Origin of the sequence: Halomonas sp. MES3-P3E (assembly GCF_002836035.1) — a bacterium.
GTDB classification, from domain to species: domain Bacteria; phylum Pseudomonadota; class Gammaproteobacteria; order Pseudomonadales; family Halomonadaceae; genus Vreelandella; species Vreelandella arctica.
On the sequence record NZ_PJBT01000032.1, the window covers coordinates 1 to 19541 of the forward strand.

The following is a 19541-nucleotide window of genomic DNA, read 5'->3' on the forward strand; positions in this document are numbered from 1 at the left end:
ACCTGGACTTCGTGCCGACCCTGAGCAGTCACAGCTTCCGGCGCGGTTTATCCACCGCCGCCGCGCGGGAGAAGGTCGACTTTGCGCAGATCAAGCGTCAGGGCGGCTGGAAGCATGACGGGACGGTGCGGGGCTACATCGAGGAAGGGCAGCAGTTTACGGACAACGCCGCAAGCACCCTGCTGGCCAAAGTTGCTAGCCTGATCGAGGGCTCCGATTAATGTTTAGTATGACAGTGGTTGGCTACCCATCCTGAGAGAGTTCGCAATGCATTGGACAGGTATGGACTATCACAGTCACATGCACAAGTGATGCGTTATCCGTTTGGATACGATCGCGGTAATGACCGGGCGGCTGAGGGTCATGGGTAACGACCGCGACAATCGCAGCATACAAGTTAGGCCCAATCGACCAAACATGAAGATCACTCACGCGCGTATCGCCGCATTCTACCGCTCGTTTAACGCCCTGCTGGATACCGGTTTGCTGTTGATCGAGTAACACGCGCGATGTGGCTTTCAATAATCCCCAAGACCACCGGGTAATGAGAATGGCACCGACGATACCCATTGCCGGGTCCATCCAGTTCCACCCGGCGTATTTACCCGCAAGCAGAGCCACGATGGCCAATACAGAGGTGAGCGCATCGGCCAACACGTGGAAATAGGCCGCACGGCGGTTGTGGTCGTGATGGTCATGAGAGTGGTGTGAATCGTCTTCCTGGTGGGCATGACTGTGGTCATGGTGGTCGCCAAGAATTTATGCCGACACGCCGTTGACGATCAGTCCGATGATCGCTACGAAAATAGCGCCGTTGAACGAAATCGTGACCGGATGGATAAAGCGATCAATGCTCTCAACCACCATGAAGAGAGCGAAGCCGGCCAGGAGTACGGCGCCCGTGAACCCTCCCAGCGCATTCACTTTGCCGGTACCGAAACTGAACCGCGAGCTCGATGCGTTTGAGTTCGGCAACCCCGTTGGGGCGAATCACACCGGCGAGTTGTAGAGCCTGGAAAGCACTGTGGGGCGCGTTATCCAGTGGGTGGCGCGTCCTTTTTATTTGGGCCAGTAGATGTGACGATCATCAACGACAAAGTCATGCTCGTGAGCCCTCGGATGGCACCAAGGCATTTTGACATTTTAAGGCCAGTTTTAACGGGACGATCTCGCGATCACTTCTGACCCATCCGATTCCGATATATCTCAAGATCGTCCCGCAGTGGTTCCAGATCATAGCCGGCTGCGCTGGCTTGGCTGAGCAGGTCCGCGATCGGATAGTGAGCCGCCTTGGCATAGGCCCACAAGTGGATGGCGCGCTTCCCGGTGCGACAATAGCCGAGAACCGGGTCCGTGGATGATTGCAAAGCGCTGGCAAAAGCCTCGATATCCTCAGGGGCGTACTTTCCCGGTTCGACTGGAATTTCGTACCACGTCATGCCCAGGGACTCTGCCTTGTTTTTCAGGGTTTGGGTATCAGGCTGGTCGTCCGTTTCATTTCGAGCTCTGCTGGCAATAATCGTGCGGAAACCCGCGTTTGCCAGTTGTTCAATATCGTCAATACCAGGTTGCGCCGTTACACTAAAGCGCTCATCAAGTTGTTTGATATCCATCGAATATCTCCTTTAATTTCAGGGAACTTCTGAATAAGTTTATGTCAGCTCATAGCGGCTGGGTTTATCCAAAAAGAGACCGGCGAGAATGCCAGCAAGGATCGCTATCGCCAGGGCACGATCGAGGCCGGACTCAGTACTCAATGCAGAGTGCTGCGCCATTGGGTAACAATCCATGCTTACAAACGTCACGGTTGCTTTCCGCATGCCAGATTTGCAGGCACGGCAACATCCATCAGTTTGGGGTCGGGCAAGTTAAGATTATTCATGATCCGGGCGTACTCGGCTTCCGATTTGCCCGCCAGACGTGGGTTGTAATGCTTCTCCTCGTAGATGGAGGAGCTCAGCATTCCTTTGTAGTCATGCGCTGGATATACCAACGTATCGTCAGGTAAGCGGAACAGTTTGTTAACGATAGAATCGTAGCTCTTGCGTGGGTCGCCGCCCTGAAAATCAGTCCGGCCACTACCGCGAATCAATAACACATCGCCAGTGAATACCGCCTTCTGGTCGCCCTGATTCCAGTAAAAACTGAAGGATTCATCAGTGTGACCCGGAGTGTAAATGGCTTCCAACCGAATGCCGTCGATATCAATTCGATCACCTTCCGATACATGTTCTGATACGCATTCCGCGTTAGTAAATTCACCCATGATGGTGACGCATTGGGTGGCGTCACGCAGATCACCAAGGGCAGTGACGTGGTCAGCATGAGTGTGGGTATCAATCGCCCGGACAAGCTTAAGATCAAGTTGATTAATTAACCCAAGATAGGCCTCCGTCGACTCTTTTACGGGGTCGATGATGAGCGCTTCTCGACCCCGGCCGGACGCAATGAGATAGGTGTAGGTGCTGGATGTTTTGTCGAAGAACTGACGGAACAGCATGAATTTCAATCTTGCGAAAAACGCTAAAAGATATAAGGGTGTAACTAAATGTAATAATAGCAAAGGTAGCTGTCAATCGCAGGGCGAGTGGGCGCCATGCCTAGTGTCTCGCCCTTCGGGAGGCCCTGCTTTTTTTGGTTGGTGAGGTTAGCGTACCTCCCTTCAGCCCTTAATTTTGTGTACGCCTCGTTCACGGACTGTCTTGTTCTTTAATCAGGTAAAAGCCGAGTTTTCAAGCCCATCCTGGAGCGATGTGATTAATGGGCATTCAACATTCCCACGCTGAGCGCAGCATTCCTGCACTAACCCGTCCAGCGCACGCTCGATGCGTCGCAGGCTTGAAATTTTCGCCCGCACACTGGCTAGTTTTTGCTCGCCCAATACCCGTGCTTCATCGCAATGGGTACCGTCCTGCAGTGTCAGCAGCCCTCCGATTTCATCCAGACTGAACCCCAGCCACTGGGCCGTTCGAATAAAGTGCAGGCGGGCCAACGCCTGATCGTCGTAATGGCGGATGCTTCCATAGGGCTTTTCAGGCTCTGCCACTAACCCCCGGCGCTGGTAATAGCGGATGGTTTCCACTCCCATACCGGCGGCTTTGGCCAGGGCTCCAATGGTCATTGAGTGTTGTTTTTTGGACATAGGGGTTGATTCCGTAGCTGACTACGGGAGTAACCTTACCTCAGTCACCCATTTTTAGAAAGGAGCCATCGTAATGTCAGAGTCCAAAAAATCCGGTCGCGGTTCGCTGATCGCAGGAGGGATTGCCGCTGCTCTGGCGTCTGCCTGTTGTCTTGGCCCCCTGGTCTTGATCACGTTGGGCATTTCCGGTGCCTGGGTCGGCAGCCTGGCCGCCCTGGAACCCTATCGGCCCTGGTTCATCGGTGCGGCACTGGTGGCGATGGTCTTTGCCTGGCGCCGGATATATCGACCTGTCGGGGCCTGCCAGCCGGGCGATGTTTGCGCGGTACCGCAAGTGCGCACGGCCTACAAGGTCGTTTTCTGGATCGTCGCGCTGCTCATTCTGACTGCGTTGGCTTTCCCCTTCGTCTTACCGCTATTTTACTGAAACCTGATCCACTATGTTGACTGAGAGGCACTACACCATGAAAAAGTCCCTGATTGCTGCCGTACTGTTTACGCTGTTCAGCCTGCCTGCCCTGGCTGCGCAACAAACGGTGACCTTGTCCGTTCCAGGCATGACCTGTTCGGCCTGCCCGATTACGGTTAAAGCTGCCCTAAAGCGGGTCGACGGCGTGAGCGCTGTGGATGTCCGATATGAGGAACGTGATGCGACGGTTACCTACGACGATGAGAAAACCTCCGTTGAGGCGCTGACTCAAGCCACGACTAACGCGGGTTACCCGTCCACGTTGAAACAGCCCCAGGCGAAACAGGAGTAACCATGCGAACCCCAAACCTTGTTGCGGGTGAGCATCATTTGCACCGTGCTGGTCGCGCTGTTTCACGCCGATACTGGTGGTTTTGCTAGGAACGTTAGGCCTGGCTGCCCTGACCGGTTATCTCGACTACGTGCTGTTGCCCGCACTGGTCTTATTTATTGGCCTGACCTGTTATGCCGTCTGGCGCAAGAAGAAACACGACGCCTGCTGCGATAGTCCATCAACTAAGGAGTAACATTTATGAGTGACGACAACCTGCACATTGCTGTGATTGGCAGCGGCGGTAGTGCCATGGCTGCCGCCCTGAAGGCGACTGAACGCGGTGCCCGGGTGACACTGATCGAACGCGGCACCATTGGCGGAACCTGCGTCAACATTGGCTGTGTGCCCTCTAAAATCATGATTCGGGCGGCTCACATCGCCCACCTTCGCCAGGAAAGCCCGTTTGATGACGGCCTGAGCGCCCAGGCGCCGGTGGTGAATCGTCCGGCGCTGCTTGCTCAGCAACAGGGACGAGTGGAGGAACTGCGCGAGTCCAAGTACCAGAATATTCTCAATGACAATGCCGCGATTACCGTCCTCAAGGGCGAGGCGCGGTTCGTGGACGAGCGCACGCTGACGGTGACGCTCAACGCCGGCGGCGAACAGACGGTGAGCTTTGACCGGGCCTTTATCGGCACGGGCGCAAGACCCGCCGAACCACCCGTTCCGGGGCTGTCCGAAACTCCCTATCTCACCTCCACCAGTGCGCTGGAACTGGATCACATTCCCGAGCGCCTCGTCGTAATCGGTGCCTCGGTGGTGGCCATCGAACTGGCGCAGGCCTTTGCACGCCTCGGCAGCCAGGTCACGGTTCTGGCCCGCAGCCGGGTGCTGTCACAGGAAGATCCGGCGGTGGGTGAAGCCGTGGAAGCGGCCTTCCGTCGTGAGGGCATCGAGGTGCTCAAGCAGACCCAGGCCAGCGAAGTGAGCCACGACGGTCAGCTGTTTACCATGCAGACCAACGCCGGCACGATACAGGCAGAGCAACTGCTGGTCGCCAGTGGTCGCACACCCAATACCGAAAACCTCAACCTGGAGGCCATCGGCGTTGCCACCGAGGGCGGTGCGATCCAGATTGACAAACATCTCCAAACCACTGCGTCGGGCATCTATGCCGCGGGCGATTGCACCGACCAGCCCCAGTTTGTCTACGTGGCCGCCGCCGGTGGTAGCCGGGCCGCCATCAATATGACCGGCGGTGACGCCAGCCTCGACCTCAGCGCCATGCCCGAGGTGATCTTTACCGATCCACAAGTGGCCACCGTCGGTCTGTCCGAGGCGGAGGCCCAGGCTCAGGGATACGACACCGACAGCCGCACCCTGACCCTCGATAACGTGCCCCGGGCCCTGGTTAACTTCGATGCCGGGGGCTTCATCAAGATGGTCGCTGAGCGTGGCAGCGGACGATTGCTGGGTGTCCAGTCCGTCGCGGGCGAAGCCGGTGAGCTGATCCAGACGGCCGTCATGGCGCTGCGTGCGCGTATGACCGTGAACGACATTGCCGATGAGCTGTTCCCGTACCTGACCATGGTGGAGGGGCTCAAGCTCTGTGCCCAAACCTTCACCAAGGACGTGAAGCAATTGTCGTGCTGTGCGGGATAAGACGGTGCCGCCAATGTATAACATGGATGAGATCGTGGAACGGCTGGGTCTGACCGGCGAAAGGGAAGCCGCGCTTCATGTGACGCTGTTGCGCGAGCTTGCCCTGGGACAACCGGTCACTGTTGAGCGGCTCGCGAAGTCGCTCAACTGGACGACTGATGAGGCAGAGTTGGTGCTGGAAAAACTGCCCTGCGGGACCATCGAGTACGACGGCCAGGGACGGCTGATCGGCTCCGGCATCACACTGCGAGAAACCCCGCATGCATTTGTTGTCAACGATCGGCCACTTTATACCTGGTGTGCACTGGATGCCTTGATGTTTCCAGCTGTCATCGGCGAACGGGCGCAGGTGCAATCGCGTTGCCCGCAGACGAACAACCCGGTCACCTTGACGGTTACGCCACAGGGAGTGGTTTCGCTTGAGCCGGAGGACGCGGTCGTCTCTTTAGTCTCGGTGGCCGCAGCGGGAGACATTCGAAGTGCGTTTTGTTGCGACGTCCATTTCTTTGCTTCACGGCAGGCCGGGGAGGCCTGGGGGCGGGATAAAATGCATGTGCACATGGTGAGTGTTCAGGAAGGTTTCGAACTGGGTCAGCGGATTGCGCACCTTATACTCGACAGGGCAAGAAGCCACTAGCATGACGGTAAACACTCGAATGGTAAAACCCAGCCTTGAACGTGGGCCGGGGCCACAAACAGAAGGCTACTTCATTTCCGAGGCGGCCCGTCTCTGTGGCCTGTCTGTGCATCAGATCCGGACTTATCTGGATATGCGATTGGTGTACGCCTGTAGTACTACCCAAGCTGGTTTTCGCTTATTCGATGACAGCTGCCTGGAACGGCTGAAGTTAATCTGCTCCTGTCGTGAAGCCGGTCTCGGTCTACCCGAGATTACCGAGTTTATACAGGCGCTGGATAGCGGAGATGAACGGCAGTGCCGAGCCGTCGAACGGCAAATACAACACACGATTGGTGTTAAAAGAGCCGCGCTGAATCGCTGCACCCAAGTACTAACCAAGGCGGCACGTGGACATGACTGATAAGGCGCGCGAACCGGCCGAGGTATCCAGGCCGCTCACCGGTTACCTGTGGGGGGTATTGGCGGTGCTGAGTTGCCCCTGTCATTTGCCGATTCTTGCCATCGTGCTGACCGGAACGGGTGCCGGCGTTTTTCTCGGGGACTACTGGGTAATCGTGGGTATCGCACTGACCGGTTATCTGGATTACGTCTTGCTGCCGGCCCTGGCCATTTTCATCGGCCTGACCGTCTACGCGCTATGGCGCAAGAGGCAGTACGATGCTTGCTGCGATACCCCGTCTGAGAAGGAGTCACAACCGTAAGTCGCGCAAACACCCACGCTCGCCAGCTACCGAGTACATCACCGTTTAGCCAGGAGCACCGCCATGCACTCAACCCCGCGCGATCTCGACACGCCCGAGGCCATCGCCGAGTTGCTGGATGCCTTCTACCGGAAGGTCCTGGCTGATGATCGCCTGCGCACGCTGTTCGTGGACGTGGCAGATATCGAGCTCGAAACGCACTTGCCGCACATCCGCGCCTACTGGTGCAAGCTGCTGCTCGGCGAACGCGACGGCTACCGGCGCAACATGGTCGCCCGCCACTTGGCGTTGCACGCGCGACACCCTTTGCAGATTGATGACTTCGAACGCTGGCTGAAGCTGTTTCGGGAGACCGTGAACGAAGATTTCGCAGGGCCGAGCGCAGACCGCGCCAAGACATTAGCAACACGGATCGCGGGGAATCTTGTGCAACTTACACGCTCACCAATCAACACGTAACGGACGATCGCACAACCCACTTTCAATGGAAAGCTGAATCATAAGACATCGCAAAACACTTTTGCGGGTTCGATAAGGAGTCACAACCATGAGTCATTCCAACGCCCAAGCCTTCGGTGACAACGGTCACCTGAACGGGATTTTTAACCAACTTGACGTCCCTGATGACGTTCGCAGGCGTCTGGCCCAGCCGCAGCAGAGCGTGCAGGTCATAACGATCTGATCATTGGATCCGTAAATTAAAGAGAGTATTAATCATGAAAAAAGTTACCCTTATTTCTGCCATCGCCATCACATTAACGTCTACTGCTGCTCTAGCAGAACAGGGTTCTGGTGAGCTTAATGAAATCGTTCATGCAAGCACTTCTGCAAACTACAGTACCGAAAATTTGCGCATTGCCCCTGCTGATTTGACGCTTGTGAACGGCGACGCTGCCAAAAACGCTGTCATCGAGCCTAGCTCTGAATTGCATTACTCAACTAGCAACGATGACCAGTTTACAGCATCTGAACTGCCGGATCGTAATGCCTCTTGAAAGCAGATGAGCACTGCTGTTTGAAACACAGCGGAGTTCAGCTTCATACGTGCCAAAAAAAAAACCCACCTAGCGGTGGGTTTTTTTTTGGCACGTATGAAGCTGATATAAAAATATTTTAAAATCAAATAATTATAGGTAAAATCCTATTTTATAGACTCTGTTTCGCAAGGGGTCTATCCGCATTTAGCAGCCCCTCATAACCCATATTATTTTAAATAATTCGTACGCACGAATTTGCTACCTACATATTCAAAGAGAATTCGCCTTATCTTGAATTTTTCATATCAATAAAATCAAAGACTTACAGAAGTCGTGATTATCACCTTTTCCGGCCGCCTGAGAGTGCCCAAAGAGGGGGTGACGCTTGCCAAAAAGGTCAATCTCGCAGCCGGCCAGGCTCTACTTATTAAAATAGTTTTTAAGGCAGTAGAGGGGCTGCTGCCTCACGGCACCTGTGGCGGTTTCGGGGGATCGCCATGCCTGCCCGTCGCCTGCCACAGAAGCCGCACCGCATACCAATGGTCACGCGCGGTGGTGGGTGCCAGGTCATGGGCCCTGAAGTAGGCGTAGACGTGCGCCTTGCCTACCTGGCGGGGATCGCAGCCGCACCACGTCGCGAATGCCTCCGCGCGCTTCACCTGCCGACGCCTGGCCGCCTTGCTGCCCTTGCGGGCGTGGAGGTTGAGCCGGTGCCGGACTTCTGCTGGCAGTCTCATGCCGACCTCCCGATATAAGCCGTCATGATCGCCACGCGACTGTGGCCCAGTTCCTCCGCGATCGTCAGACGTGCCGCCCGATCATCCTCCCGGCTGGCCAGGCCGCCAAGCATCGGCGGCAAGTGGCCGGTGATCTGCTGGTACCGCTCGGCAGCGTAGGCGGCCCGCAGCTCGTGAATGCGCCCGACACCCGCGGCTTGGAGTGCCTCCCGGGCATTGCGCAAGCCGCCCTCTTGCCATTCCCGCCAGCTCTGTTCCGGTGGAACAAGGCTCCGGGCACCGTCCTGGGCATCAGCAGCCCTGGTCAGTGCCTCGATTTGCTGTTGTGACGTGACAGGGATAGTGCGCGCCCGGCCACCCTTGGTGCCGCTGATGATCGATACGCTGCGCTGGTCCGGGGGCTGACTGAGCACCTGCCGCAGCGCGCCTCGGGCGTCGATCAGCGAGGCCTCCTTGCTGCGTAAGCCAAGCGCCCGGGCCAGCTCCACCACCGCTGCGCCGCGCTCCTGTCCGCTGCTGCGCAGGGTGTCGGCGACGGTGGCCACGATGCCCCTTTCGATGCCCTGGGGTGCTTCCTGCCGCACGTTTGAGCGCTTCTCGATACCGCAATCCTTGGTAGGGCTGACGCTCTGCCACTGCCCTTGGCTGGCGAGCCGCATGACGCTATTCACCGCGGATACGAGGTTCTGCCCGTAGCTGGCCGACAGTTCACCGGCCTCGACCCGCGCAGCAATGCCCTGCCCGTAGGCGGCCGCCAGTTGCGCTGTGACGTGTTCCATACGCCGGACGCCCTCACCCTTGGCATAGGCGGCGAACGCCTGCCAGCGGTCGCCCAGCGCCGCCGCAGACGCATACGACGTAGCACCCTCCCGGGCCGCGCGGTTGGCTGCGAACGCCCCCGCCTTGGCGAGATCCCGTGTCTTCAGGCCGTAGTTGTTGGCTCTGGCCATGCCCTCCTCCTGTTGCTCCTGGTTGCCCCCATCCCCCGCCGTTGGCGGTAAGTGATTCGCTGCGTTGAGGCACGCGCAAGCCTTGGGGGTAGCCGCTTGTTTCACGCCGGCGGCAAGTCGGCGGACTGGTATCGCGTTGGGTAGTGACAAAATCCCATCGGGTGCTATGGCGCGGGGATGCGCACGCCAGCAGCGTCGAGCGCTGCCAGCTCCGGCGTAGGGCCAGGGCCCCGGTCCTTGCGAGGGACCGCCCGGGATCGTCGTCACGTCGCCGTGTCCTGCTGGCACAGGGACGGCGTTTCAGGTCATGCGGCATTGCGCCGCTGGCGTTCACGGGGAGGACAGTTCGTCGGTTTTCGTCCGGCGAGCTTCAGGCCGAGAGGGCCGTGGTTAACGGGCTCTCGGGGTGGTAGCCCCATGCGTCTCTGTGCTGTCGCGACAGAGACGCATGGGTAGGACGGTGCCGCCCTTGGCTGGGTGGCGTGTGGGTCGCGAAGAGCGCCCGGGCGTCGGCGGTGACTTGCCTGTGACGCGCCCGGAAGCACCCTCAGCGATCGCGCACACCAGGCCAGCAGCGGAGCGTACCGTCTTGGATCACGGCCACGATGGGCCGGGGAGGTCATCCAGCAGCGGGTAGGTACCCATGCTTGGAAGAGGTCATTCGCCTAGTGGGGCGAAGCGTGCGGCATGGCCGCAGGGGATCATCCGCTTTGGTTGGCGGTGGGGAGGCTCAAGGCCGGGTTTACATGCGATAGGGTGCCGTCGAGCGGGCGCACCTTGGGCATAGTGCCGACGCAGGCAGACGCGAGCGAAGGCGGTTGAAGTCATCCGCTGCCCTGGAGCAGGGCGAAATGAGGATGGGGCGTGGAGCCCGGTATCACTCAGCCCGGAGGCTGGTAGGCCCAATGAGGGCGGTTCGAATGCTGTTCTGGGTTTCGAGGCCAGCTACCCCGCTGCCCGTGGGCAGGACTTCAAAGACCGAATTGGTAACGGGGCCGGCATCCCCGGTCGCGATGCGACGATAACCGGGTCAGATTACCCTGATTGGCTGAAGGTGTGAAGCCTATCGCATCCGGGTTAGCCGTATACGGCAAGCTCCCCGCAAGTAAGGGCTGAATAGGTAGCAAGTACAGCGACAAAGGGCCTGTGTAATCGACAGACCCTTTCGGCCACGCGCATGTACGGGGGTTTAGATTGGGAAACCGTGGTGGGAGCCGTCAGGCAGTTCGACATCAATATGAACGCGGCCACCTGCTGCCTCGACATAGCGCTTGATCGAACTCAGGCGGAGATTATGTCCATCTTTCTCCATGCCTGCGACGGTTGGCTGCCTAACGCCCATAGCGTCGGCCATTTGGGCTTGAGTCATCTCTACGAGACGACGGACCTCCGAGAGTCGCAGATCAAGCAGGATCTCGTCAGCCTTGGCCCTCGCAGCCGCAACGACTTCCGGTTTCTCGCTATCCAGAAGCTGTTCCAGTGTACGTGCCATTTTCTTACCTCACTTTAGCGATTCCAGGTGCGCGGCGTATTCCCGATCAGCTATTGGAATCATCTCATCATAAAAGCGTTTGTCGTTCCCTCCCTTGTCTCCTGCGCAAAGTATTACGCCGGTTCGGTTAGGATCAAACGCGAAAAATGCTCTGAGAGGCTTGCCCCCGCTCTGGATCCGCAACTCTTTCATGTTGGGATACTGTGAGCCGTTAACGGTGTCAGCATGTGGGCGTGACAACATCGGCCCCTTCGCCTGGAGTAACAGTAAAGATGCCAGGACGTTCTCTCGATCAGCGTCGTCTTGCGAGTAATACCAGTCTTCAAATGTCTCGGTTTGTTCTATTGACCACATCGGCAACCTCTTCTTCTATTTATAGGTCATATACTATATAGGTTTTAACCTATTGTAAAGGCCTGATGTGGTGGATGGGGTTTATTCCGCGAAGAACTGTGCCAAAACGCGCAGAGTGTGTAGCGTCATTGCGTTATTGCGTCATTTAACGCTAATACGCTGCCGTTCAAGGGTCTGCGTAATCGACACGCCCTTCCCTACGCTTGGGTGTCGGCGGGCCTGAACCGAACAGCCCCCACTTCGTCGCTATCAATACGCCAGGCACCAGGGGTCGGCACAATCTGCCGACCCCAGGCGGAAAGAGCTTCCCACGCGCGCTGGGTGTCGATGGAGCGGAAGGATCGGAATCCGATTACGACCCCCAAGCCTCCCATGTGCGCAGCGCATCGCTATTTCAGCGTTATTGCGTTATTTAACGCCGATACCGGGCGTTCGTATGGCACCAAGGCTGCCAGTGGGGCGCCCCGCTTTAGGACACCCCGGCTGTGGCCCGCCTCGTCATTGGTACGGGGGGGTTATTCAGAGTAATGCCCTGGTCGCTTAGTGCATTGTCGGGCGGTCTTTGCCTGGCTTAGTCGAAATAGTGGGGTGGGCTGGGCGAGACTTAGGCCTGACTTGCTGGGCATGTGATGCCCCGCCTGAAATCCGCTCGTCGATATCGTTCAGGAAGTCGCGGAGCACCTGCTCAACCCCACCTCCCTCTGCCAGGCGAACGTTTCTAGCTGCGCCGCCCGAAACCGTGCGCCCGTCTGGTAGGTCTAATGGTCTACACCATCTGTCTTTCATCGCTGAACCCTCTTGTCTGCGTCGCCTAATTGCGACATCTCTCACTATATCGTGACGCCATCTTTTCGACACCGGCCGCTGGACGCCAGAGAGGGATTGTCCGGAGCAAAAGACAAGCAGCAATAAAATCATGCCTCAGATTGCGGCAATTCTTGCCCTCAGGCGTCGATAAGGGGTGAGGGCATGCAATGGGGCGGCTTCTTCTTTTCGTTGCTTACAGGGCTTCTCTCGGCGCTCTGGGCGATTGCGTGCCAATGAACGCGCACCCATTCGAACGGCATCATGAATTGATGGGATTTACCTGTGGGGCAATCCCAATGTGATCGCCTTGGTTGGCTTGGTAGAAAACTTAATTCTCGCGCACGTCAGAGAGAGTAGGGTTTGGTTAAGGGCGGTTCGGGTGCAAATTCTGCACCCCGTAGCGCTGTATTTTGCACCCCGTTCAGCTCACGGGGTGCAATATCTGCACCCCGTTATGAGGCTTCACTCGCGAAAAGAAAAAGGAGGGTGGCCAGGCCGGGTTTTCACCGGCTTGCCTTCTTGGACGGACTTCGCGCGCGCTCGCGCGGGAGGGGGTTCTGATCATTGGTAATATGATTCGTCGGATAATTTTCCGACCTTAGTACGGAAGATTTTCCGACCCTTGGCTAGAACCCGCGCCACTGTGGGGATTAAGCCGGTTTGACACCCCTTCTGGCGGCTCCAAGACAATGCCTTTTTACTGGTCGCAAAATTGCGCTGAGTCGATGCCAGCCCTGGCTAAGGGTGTCGAAAAGATGACATGTCTATAGACTCCCGGCTGACAACACCAGGGCAGACGCAGCGGGGAGTAATGGCACAGCGAGCAAAAGGGATAGCATGGGAGCCTTTTCAGCATCCTGGAGGGGAGGCATATTGCTTAGATCATCTTCACCCGGAATGCGTGGAATACGTTATCCCTCCCGCCAAGAACGCCCCAGAACGCCGCTTTCAGGTAGCCGTAAGTTATGGGCTTCATTGCTTTACGCGCACTCCGCGGGAAGGCGAAGCAGTCGATGACGCTGAGTGGTACTCCGATAGCCGAGAGAAGCGGGTCTTTTGTTTGGAGCGCTGGCAGCTGTCTAAAATGCTGCCCGAGGTAGTGAGAACGCTAGGGAATAGAAAGTGCCTTCATACAGGCCGCGAGGAGTTCGTTACGCTCAAGGTGGTGGAGGAAGGGCGCACCTTTGACTACGCGATCTTCTTCATTGTGAGCAAAAGCAATGCTCCGGGTATCGATATGAACCTGTTTATTGTGAGTGCTCACGAGCGATTCAATGCTTTGAAATACACCAAGCCTATCCGGTTCGGCGTCATCCTGATGAATCGATACCAAGGGAAGAAAATTAGGCCGCCACGGTGAGCCTGCTGGCACCGGTACCGCACTGCCATAATATGAACCCCCAGACGCGAAAAAGCCCCACCAATGGCAGGGCCTTCTCTTAATCCGGAGCCTCTTGAGTATTCCACTCTAGGGTGCGAACCGTTTTCACGGTGGGCGGGCGCTTTCACCGGTCAGCGCTACCTTTGAACCTATTATGGAAGCCCTCGGCGTTACTTTTCAAGTAATATCGAAGATTACCCCCCCCTACTCCGAATGCCTGTCCCCTTAGCGCTTTTACGCTCGGTGGGATTCGTTTCTTCACGCCCCGGCCCCCAATGACGGCAGTCGCTAGCAGCGCTTAACCAGATATCACAAGCCCCATAGTGAGTTACGGGCCTTCAGTGTGCGCAACTGATCGACCATAGGGGCCTTCACTGGCTGAGTGATGGCCCGTAGCGCTCGCCTATCGTTGTGCTGACCAACGGTAGGGAGTCACAGCCGATGTGAACCCGGTGGCGTTGGCTGTAAATCAATATTTTTGCCTCCCGTAGGGCAAAAACGTCGCTCCGTACCCCTTTTAAGTATATGAGGGTAACGGACATGCCGGCCCTCTGAATCTTAATCACACGATACGGAGGCCATCATGGCAGCTCGCACGAAGACAGCCACTCCCGGCCACAGCGCAGTGATTCGCGCGGTGAAACTCAACAATCACAAGCTGGGGGCCAGTGCCGCGCACACGTGGCGCACCATGCCGGTACCGCATGCTGACAAGGACCGGACGCACCTCAACGAGGACTGGCGGCCGGTGTCGAGCCCCAAGGCACTACGCACCGCGATCCGCGAGCGCCTGGAGCTGGCCGACAACGTGACCGCCGATTCGGTGTTGGCCATCGAGTACGTGGTGTCAGGCCCTCATGAGGCTTTCGCCGAGCAGGGTGGCTCTGTGGAGTGGCGTTCATACTTCTGCGATGCGCTGGCCTTCCTGGAAGCCCGCCACGGTGCCGAGAACATCGCCGCCGTGAACGTACAGCTTGATGAGCTGACACCACACCTGGTGGTCTACGCCGTCCCCCTCGTGGACTACCCGGCGACCACGCGCACGCGCAATGTGATCCTTGGTAAGCAAGGTGACGAGTGGATCCGGGGGCCGAAAGCTTTCGACATACCCGCCCGCACGGCATTAAGCGCGACGCATTTCATGGGGTGCCGTGATCAGCTGCGCGAGCTCCAGTCCAGCTTTGCGGAGGAAGTTGCTATTCCACACGGCTTGAGCCGAGGGCTGCGCCATTCCGCGGCGACCCATGTCACCACCAAGGCGTATCACCAAGCTTTGGCCCGTGGCCTGGCCGAGAACCTGAGCCTATCGCCCGATGACCTGGCCCGGCAGGGGCTGTTGTGGGGCAAGGAGAGCCCCGAGAAGCACGCCGCCAGGGTGACGGACTTCGTGGTCGAGCACTACGCGCCCACGGTGGCCAGGGCGGCAACGGCAGGTATTGAGCGCCGCCGCGCGGACGAGATGGCAGAGACGGCCCGCCGAACGGAGGCAGCCCTGAACGAAGAGCGCACAGCACACCAGCAGGCCCGGGAGCGGCTTCGCGGACTAATCGGCGGCTTATCTGGTGAAGAGATCACAAAAATAAAGGGTTTCGCCAATAAGTGCCGCAGGCTACGCCGTGAGGCTGAAGAGGCCCGCAAGCTCGAGGAGCAGCAACGCGAGGAAGAGGCACAGGCGGAACGCGAGCGTATGGAGAACGATCGGGCCGCCCAGCTGCGTCGCTTGACTCCCGAGGCCTTAGCCCGGCTGGAGAAAGGTGAGCGAGTTAAAGCGTGGCGCTTTGCCATAGCCCGTGACGATTTGGGAGAAACGCTGGAAGCCTGGCTGGATAGCGATCTGTTCGAGATGGACGGCATTCTTTCCTCGCGAGGTCGCGCTCTGATCGAGAGGGAAGCCCCCAGGCCCACGGAGCGCCACACCACCCAAGAACAGACCCCGGCAACGCCTGGGGCAGGCATGCCGACACGGTCACCGTTCGAGCGATAACGGACGATGAAACTTTCCTTATCATTTTTTTGTCCATACAATTAAAGTCATGATAATCGACTTTGACCCGAACAAGAGCGCTCGCAACGAAGAGGAGCGCGGACTCCCCTTCGCAGCGGTTGAGCGCTTTGATTAGGAAGGCGCTATGAGAACGCGGATCACGAATAAAGACGGTGAGGTAAGAGAGCTCACAGACCAGGACGTTAAGCAGATGCGGCCTATGTCGGAGGTTCTGCCCGCCAATCTTCAGCGAACCATCGGCCAGCGCGGTAAGCAGCACGCGCCGACAAAGGTGAAGACCTCGATTCGCCTCTCCCCGGAGGTGATCGAGCACTTCAAGGGAGAGGAAGGCGAAGGCTGGCAGCGCCGCATTGACCAAGCTCTAAAGCAGTATATCCGGGAGCATGGCCACGGCTGATCTGGTCAGCCCGCGCCCTGCCCATGCCTTCCGTCGATGGACAGAGAGCGCCACACCATGAAGGAAGACCCTCTAGCCGCCCATTTGAGGCGGCTTTTTTGTAGCGTTATAGCGTTATTTCATCATTGCGTTACACTAAGCATAGCAACCAATCGGATGTTGAGCCTCCCACCAAGGGGCTGGCTTCACTCGTAACGCTTTAATGAATTGACGCAATAACGCAATAACGTTTTAACGCAAGGAGGGGCAGTTTCATGGGCTACATCATCGGCGTTGTTAGCCAGAAGGGCGGGGTAGGCAAGTCCACTATTTCCAGGGCAGTGGCCACCACCTACGCGGCGGCTGGCTGGAACGTGAAAGTGGCTGACCTCGACATCAACCAGGCTTCTAGCTTCTCGTGGCTTCAGCGGCGATTGGCCCGCGAAGTACAACCGGTGGTGGCGGTAGAGACGTTTGGCACCGTCGACCAGGCCCTCAAGATCGCTGAAGCTTACGACATGATGATTCTTGACGGTGCGCCCCATGCGACCCGGGCGACCATGGAGATAGGTAAGCGAGCAGACTTGGTGGTACTGCCAACGGGACTGTCCCTCGATGACCTGGAGCCCACCGTTCTACTTGCTAATGCCTTGTCCAGCGAGCACGGCGTCTCGGTGGAGCGGATCGCTATTGCCTTGGTAAAGACTGGCGATAGCCCGCGGGAGCTGGATGAGGCGCGCAGCTACCTCGCTGCCACCCCGTATTTTGTTCTCGACTCACAGATTCCTGAGAAGACGGCTTTCCGGCGGGCACAGGATGGCGGGTTATCTGTCGTGGAAAGCCCTTATAAGGGGCCCCGAGAGCAGGCTGACAAATTAATCCAAGCAATCATCGATCGCCTTGAGTCTGTAACGCAATAACGTTTTAACGCTATAACGCAAGGAGGCCACCATGGCCGCACCCAGCAAAAAGCCAAACCCTAAGGGGCTTCCGCCCCAGTCTGCTCAATCGGCACATGTCGTGGGCAATAACACCAGCAAGCCGGAGAGCGGCGCCAAGGTGCCGTGTAATTTCCGCGTTGATCCCGAGTTCAAGAAGCGGCTGAAAGTGTTCTCTGCCGCGCACGACATGGACATGGTGGAAGTTTTTGAGCAGGCGGTGAATGAGTTCATCGACCGCAAAGGTGGTGCGTGAATTGTGCTTAAAAGCGCGTTTTTCAAGAATGCAAACTTACACACTTGCAAACTCTCACACTTACACGCTAGTATGATCTTAACGACCGACGAGGCAACCCGATGACGACTAAGAAGCCGGTGAGCGCAAGAGCCCTGTTAGCCCGTATCAACAGGCAGTTGGCCAAGGATGGACAGCAGATGAAGACCTGCCCGGAACGCAGTCAATGGCATGACGAGCTCGGCAGTTATTACATCGTCGATCTGGATACAAGCACGATTGTTGTTAAGGGAATTGACGATCTTGAAGAATGGACACGCCGGGAAATGGACGGCGTTCTGAAGCCGTTCGAAGCCTTAGAAGGCTAAAGACATTAAAAAGCCCCGCGACGGGTGCAACCGTCCGGGGCCATGACACCGCGTCAACCTTGGGAGAAAACGCAATGTCTGTACATGATAATCCCCGCAGCGCGCGAGTGGGAACCCTGAGCCGCAATGAGCTGACGATTTTGCTCAATGTGCTCGCTCCGTACCGCTCTGAAAAGATCACTGCTCCTATCATGGAGCTTGCCACGAGACTGGCCCGTATCGAAGACACGCAGGGCGGGGAGGCTGCTCAATGAAAATGTCCCGTGAAGCCCAAGAGCGTCTCGACCGCGTCTATGATGCCCTGAGAATCGAAACCGCAGGTGGTGCTCAAGCCGAGGAAACACTGGGCCTACCGCGCAGGAAAGCCACTGAAGCCAGTGAGAGGACGGCCTGATGAAAACCACCATCACCTTCGACAGCAGCTTGGTCGCGGATCCTGCGCAACGTGAGGGCATCGAGGAGACGCCAGGGCTCAAGCTGGCATCCCTCTTACGCGAATTGGCCGACGAGTGCGATCGTCACGGTGGCCTGCCTATGTCACGGGCACTGTGTCTTGATAGAGGTCTCATTGTTGGCGAGGTTGCTACAGAGCAGGCGTGGGGGGATCAGGACGAATTGGTATACCTCACCACTCGCGATGTCATTGCCAAGACAGGCTTGGCCAGCACCACGCTTCAACGTCGACGTGAGAATGATCCTACATTCCCCAAGCCGGTGGTGCTGAGCAAAGTAGGCAATCAAAACCGTTGTATTCGTTGGGTTCAGTCTGAAATTGAGGGCTGGATGCGAAAGCAGGCTGAAAGCCGGCCTGAATAACCGGTTTGCTCTTCAATTGACACGCAAGGAGTCCGCCCCATGAACCGCCACGCCGTTTTAACTGATGACACCGTAGACGACGCCACTTTGCTAGCGGCCCTTGAGGCTGCTGGTATTGATGCCCAGGTGAAGCCGCTACACCTACAGCGGGCCGCTAAGGTGGCTGCTGACATCATCGTAGAGTACCCGGAAGGGCAGCGCGGGCATGCCCGAGATACGCTAGTTCGCTGGATGGATGAAGCGCTGGACGCTGCCGACGATGCCCGCGTGAAGCGGATCAACGACAGTATCGACCGCCTGGAACGTGACCACGGTGATCTGGCGACTTGGCGAAGCGTTGGCGGACACATCGCGCTCGACGTGCCAACCGCACTTGTCGCCAGCATTGCCAACGCTTCCAACGATGCTCGCCGCGATATTGAGCTGCGCACCTTAACCGGCCTGCTGTTACCCCAGCTTGAGCGGATCACACCCCAGCTAATGGAGCGCGCGCTTGGCGACGACTACGCGGGCAACCGTGGCGATTATGAGCGCTTGGTAGCGCTGGTGTGTCGGGAAATGATAGAGGAGGCCAGCCAATGAAAACCAGAATTCACCACGATGCCGAGCTTTTTCGGTCTGAAATCGCCCTGCGGCTTTACAAAGAAAACCTGACGGACGCTATCGACGTTATTACCCGCGACGGCGAGCCGGAAACGCTGCTGGCCGTGGTGCGCAGCTATGAAGACCCGTTTCTGTATTACAGCAATCAGAAATACTACAAAACCTACCAGCACGCCTTTGCTGCTATCGGCGCCGCCATTGACCAGGTCAACCCGGAGCACAAGCCGCTTAGCGATCGCTGGGAAGAATGAGCCACCGTCCTGGCCTGGTGCCGGGGACAAATTGGACATAATAGTAGTTATCGCCAATTCGACCCTGGCCGCTGTGCCTAACCATTTTTGCGCCCAAATCACTGTGAATAGGTGGTGAAAGTGGTAGCAAGAATTAAATGCCCCGTGTATAGCCGCTGTTTTAGGGGTTTTGTGGCTAGTGTTCACACTTCTACGTAAAGTATGAACGCATGTCTCTAGGCATCACTAGAGAGTACCTAGGCGACTCAGCCCGCCACCAACAGCTAAGGAGAGGGTGTCATGCGTACCAGCCAAGCCCCCCGACTGACTCCACGCCGCATCGAAAGTCTTCCCCCCAGAGATAAGCCCTATCGGGTACCCGAC

30 protein-coding genes and 1 pseudogene are annotated in these 19541 nt (G+C 57.5%); 23 read left to right on the plus strand and 8 right to left on the minus strand.

Features of this window, described 5'->3' with window-relative positions; genetic code table 11:
• A partial coding sequence (locus CXF87_RS09560; protein WP_442906353.1) for a hypothetical protein occupies window positions 1-221 on the plus strand: 221 nt, incomplete at its 5' end.
• 22 nt (window positions 222-243) lie between these two features.
• Here CXF87_RS09560 and dmeF read toward each other — a convergent pair.
• From dmeF to merR, 5 genes and pseudogenes are all read right to left on the minus strand, one after another.
• Window positions 244-924, minus strand: a pseudogene (gene dmeF, locus CXF87_RS09565) (CDF family Co(II)/Ni(II) efflux transporter DmeF).
• A gap of 251 nt (window positions 925-1175) precedes the next feature.
• Window positions 1176-1613 carry a TIGR01244 family sulfur transferase gene (locus CXF87_RS09570; protein WP_008295672.1) on the minus strand — a complete coding sequence of 146 codons (438 nt, stop codon included), beginning with the start codon at window positions 1611-1613 and terminating at the stop codon, window positions 1176-1178.
• 39 nt (window positions 1614-1652) lie between these two features.
• Window positions 1653-1775, minus strand: a complete 123-nt coding sequence (locus CXF87_RS22245) for a hypothetical protein (protein WP_008295673.1) — start codon at window positions 1773-1775, stop codon at window positions 1653-1655.
• 26 nt (window positions 1776-1801) lie between these two features.
• Window positions 1802-2500, minus strand: a complete 699-nt coding sequence (locus CXF87_RS09575) for an MBL fold metallo-hydrolase (RefSeq protein ID WP_008295674.1) — start codon at window positions 2498-2500, stop codon at window positions 1802-1804.
• Between the two features lie 213 nt (window positions 2501-2713).
• Entirely contained in the window at window positions 2714-3142 is a 429-nt protein-coding gene (merR, locus tag CXF87_RS09580) for an Hg(II)-responsive transcriptional regulator (protein ID WP_015077956.1), read from the minus strand.
• A gap of 73 nt (window positions 3143-3215) precedes the next feature.
• On the opposite strand from merR, the gene merT reads away from it, so the two are divergent.
• The 11 genes from merT to CXF87_RS21580 all read left to right on the plus strand — a co-directional run bounded on the left by merT (window position 3216) and on the right by CXF87_RS21580 (window position 8620).
• Window positions 3216-3569, plus strand: a complete 354-nt coding sequence (merT, locus tag CXF87_RS09585; RefSeq protein WP_008295676.1) for a mercuric ion transporter MerT — start codon at window positions 3216-3218, stop codon at window positions 3567-3569.
• 37 nt (window positions 3570-3606) lie between these two features.
• Window positions 3607-3903 carry a mercury resistance system periplasmic binding protein MerP gene (merP, locus tag CXF87_RS09590; RefSeq protein WP_023659522.1) on the plus strand — a complete coding sequence of 99 codons (297 nt, stop codon included), beginning with the start codon at window positions 3607-3609 and terminating at the stop codon, window positions 3901-3903.
• Window positions 3904-3979: 76 nt separating this feature from the next.
• Window positions 3980-4138, plus strand: coding sequence for a mercury resistance system transport protein MerF (merF, locus tag CXF87_RS09595; protein ID WP_232774866.1), 159 nt, complete (start codon window positions 3980-3982; stop codon window positions 4136-4138).
• A 5-nt stretch (window positions 4139-4143) separates the two neighbouring features.
• Window positions 4144-5547: a mercury(II) reductase gene (gene merA, locus CXF87_RS09600; RefSeq protein WP_101146480.1), complete on the plus strand. Its 1404-nt coding sequence runs from the start codon at window positions 4144-4146 to the stop codon at window positions 5545-5547.
• A 13-nt stretch (window positions 5548-5560) separates the two neighbouring features.
• Complete coding sequence (gene merB, locus CXF87_RS09605; RefSeq protein ID WP_101146481.1) at window positions 5561-6184, plus strand: organomercurial lyase MerB; 624 nt, start codon at window positions 5561-5563, stop codon at window positions 6182-6184.
• Between the two features lies 1 nt (window position 6185).
• The gene (locus CXF87_RS09610) at window positions 6186-6587 is read left to right on the plus strand and encodes a MerR family transcriptional regulator (RefSeq protein WP_015077959.1); all 402 of its coding nucleotides are present in this window, start codon (window positions 6186-6188) and stop codon (window positions 6585-6587) included.
• A complete protein-coding gene (merE, locus tag CXF87_RS22250; protein ID WP_015077960.1) occupies window positions 6580-6888 on the plus strand; it encodes a broad-spectrum mercury transporter MerE in 309 nt (102 codons plus the stop codon). Before CXF87_RS09610 ends, merE begins: the two co-directional genes overlap by 8 nt.
• A gap of 63 nt (window positions 6889-6951) precedes the next feature.
• The gene (locus CXF87_RS09620; protein ID WP_015077961.1) at window positions 6952-7347 is read left to right on the plus strand and encodes a group III truncated hemoglobin; all 396 of its coding nucleotides are present in this window, start codon (window positions 6952-6954) and stop codon (window positions 7345-7347) included.
• 88 nt (window positions 7348-7435) lie between these two features.
• Entirely contained in the window at window positions 7436-7570 is a 135-nt protein-coding gene (locus CXF87_RS22255) for a hypothetical protein (RefSeq protein WP_269801101.1), read from the plus strand.
• 34 nt (window positions 7571-7604) lie between these two features.
• On the plus strand, window positions 7605-7883 hold the full coding sequence (locus tag CXF87_RS09625) for a hypothetical protein (protein WP_015077962.1): 279 nt from the start codon (window positions 7605-7607) through the stop codon (window positions 7881-7883).
• 479 nt (window positions 7884-8362) lie between these two features.
• Window positions 8363-8620 (plus strand): hypothetical protein, encoded by a 258-nt coding sequence (locus tag CXF87_RS21580; RefSeq protein WP_157826489.1) that lies wholly within the window; start codon window positions 8363-8365, stop codon window positions 8618-8620.
• Here the strand turns inward: CXF87_RS21580 and CXF87_RS09635 are convergent.
• From CXF87_RS09635 to CXF87_RS09645, 3 genes are all read right to left on the minus strand, one after another.
• Complete coding sequence (locus tag CXF87_RS09635; protein WP_015077964.1) at window positions 8599-9552, minus strand: integrase domain-containing protein; 954 nt, start codon at window positions 9550-9552, stop codon at window positions 8599-8601. The genes CXF87_RS21580 and CXF87_RS09635 overlap by 22 nt on opposite strands.
• Before the next feature lie 1189 nt (window positions 9553-10741).
• Window positions 10742-11044 carry a helix-turn-helix domain-containing protein gene (locus tag CXF87_RS09640; RefSeq protein ID WP_015077966.1) on the minus strand — a complete coding sequence of 101 codons (303 nt, stop codon included), beginning with the start codon at window positions 11042-11044 and terminating at the stop codon, window positions 10742-10744.
• 9 nt (window positions 11045-11053) lie between these two features.
• Window positions 11054-11398 carry a type II toxin-antitoxin system RelE/ParE family toxin gene (locus tag CXF87_RS09645; protein ID WP_015077967.1) on the minus strand — a complete coding sequence of 115 codons (345 nt, stop codon included), beginning with the start codon at window positions 11396-11398 and terminating at the stop codon, window positions 11054-11056.
• A gap of 1708 nt (window positions 11399-13106) precedes the next feature.
• Between CXF87_RS09645 and CXF87_RS09650 the strand changes: the two genes are divergently transcribed.
• The 11 genes from CXF87_RS09650 (at window position 13107) to CXF87_RS09695 (ending at window position 19178) form a co-directional block, all read left to right on the plus strand.
• Window positions 13107-13565 (plus strand): hypothetical protein, encoded by a 459-nt coding sequence (locus tag CXF87_RS09650; RefSeq protein ID WP_157826490.1) that lies wholly within the window; start codon window positions 13107-13109, stop codon window positions 13563-13565.
• A 604-nt stretch (window positions 13566-14169) separates the two neighbouring features.
• Window positions 14170-15570, plus strand: coding sequence for a MobV family relaxase (mobV, locus tag CXF87_RS09655; protein ID WP_015077970.1), 1401 nt, complete (start codon window positions 14170-14172; stop codon window positions 15568-15570).
• A 145-nt stretch (window positions 15571-15715) separates the two neighbouring features.
• A complete protein-coding gene (locus tag CXF87_RS09660) occupies window positions 15716-15988 on the plus strand; it encodes a BrnA antitoxin family protein (RefSeq protein ID WP_015077971.1) in 273 nt (90 codons plus the stop codon).
• Between the two features lie 254 nt (window positions 15989-16242).
• On the plus strand, window positions 16243-16887 hold the full coding sequence (locus tag CXF87_RS09665) for a ParA family protein (RefSeq protein ID WP_015077972.1): 645 nt from the start codon (window positions 16243-16245) through the stop codon (window positions 16885-16887).
• A gap of 31 nt (window positions 16888-16918) precedes the next feature.
• Window positions 16919-17161 carry a hypothetical protein gene (locus CXF87_RS09670; RefSeq protein ID WP_015077973.1) on the plus strand — a complete coding sequence of 81 codons (243 nt, stop codon included), beginning with the start codon at window positions 16919-16921 and terminating at the stop codon, window positions 17159-17161.
• A gap of 101 nt (window positions 17162-17262) precedes the next feature.
• Window positions 17263-17508 carry a hypothetical protein gene (locus tag CXF87_RS09675; RefSeq protein ID WP_015077974.1) on the plus strand — a complete coding sequence of 82 codons (246 nt, stop codon included), beginning with the start codon at window positions 17263-17265 and terminating at the stop codon, window positions 17506-17508.
• A 74-nt stretch (window positions 17509-17582) separates the two neighbouring features.
• A complete protein-coding gene (locus CXF87_RS09680; protein WP_101146483.1) occupies window positions 17583-17762 on the plus strand; it encodes a hypothetical protein in 180 nt (59 codons plus the stop codon).
• A complete protein-coding gene (locus CXF87_RS21585) occupies window positions 17759-17902 on the plus strand; it encodes a hypothetical protein (protein WP_157826491.1) in 144 nt (47 codons plus the stop codon). The genes CXF87_RS09680 and CXF87_RS21585 overlap by 4 nt, the downstream gene beginning before the upstream one ends.
• The gene (locus CXF87_RS09685; RefSeq protein WP_101146484.1) at window positions 17902-18324 is read left to right on the plus strand and encodes a helix-turn-helix transcriptional regulator; all 423 of its coding nucleotides are present in this window, start codon (window positions 17902-17904) and stop codon (window positions 18322-18324) included. The genes CXF87_RS21585 and CXF87_RS09685 overlap by 1 nt, the downstream gene beginning before the upstream one ends.
• A gap of 39 nt (window positions 18325-18363) precedes the next feature.
• Window positions 18364-18906, plus strand: a complete 543-nt coding sequence (locus CXF87_RS09690) for a hypothetical protein (protein WP_015077977.1) — start codon at window positions 18364-18366, stop codon at window positions 18904-18906.
• Complete coding sequence (locus CXF87_RS09695; protein WP_015077978.1) at window positions 18903-19178, plus strand: hypothetical protein; 276 nt, start codon at window positions 18903-18905, stop codon at window positions 19176-19178. Before CXF87_RS09690 ends, CXF87_RS09695 begins: the two co-directional genes overlap by 4 nt.
• Window positions 19179-19541 lie beyond the last annotated feature (363 nt).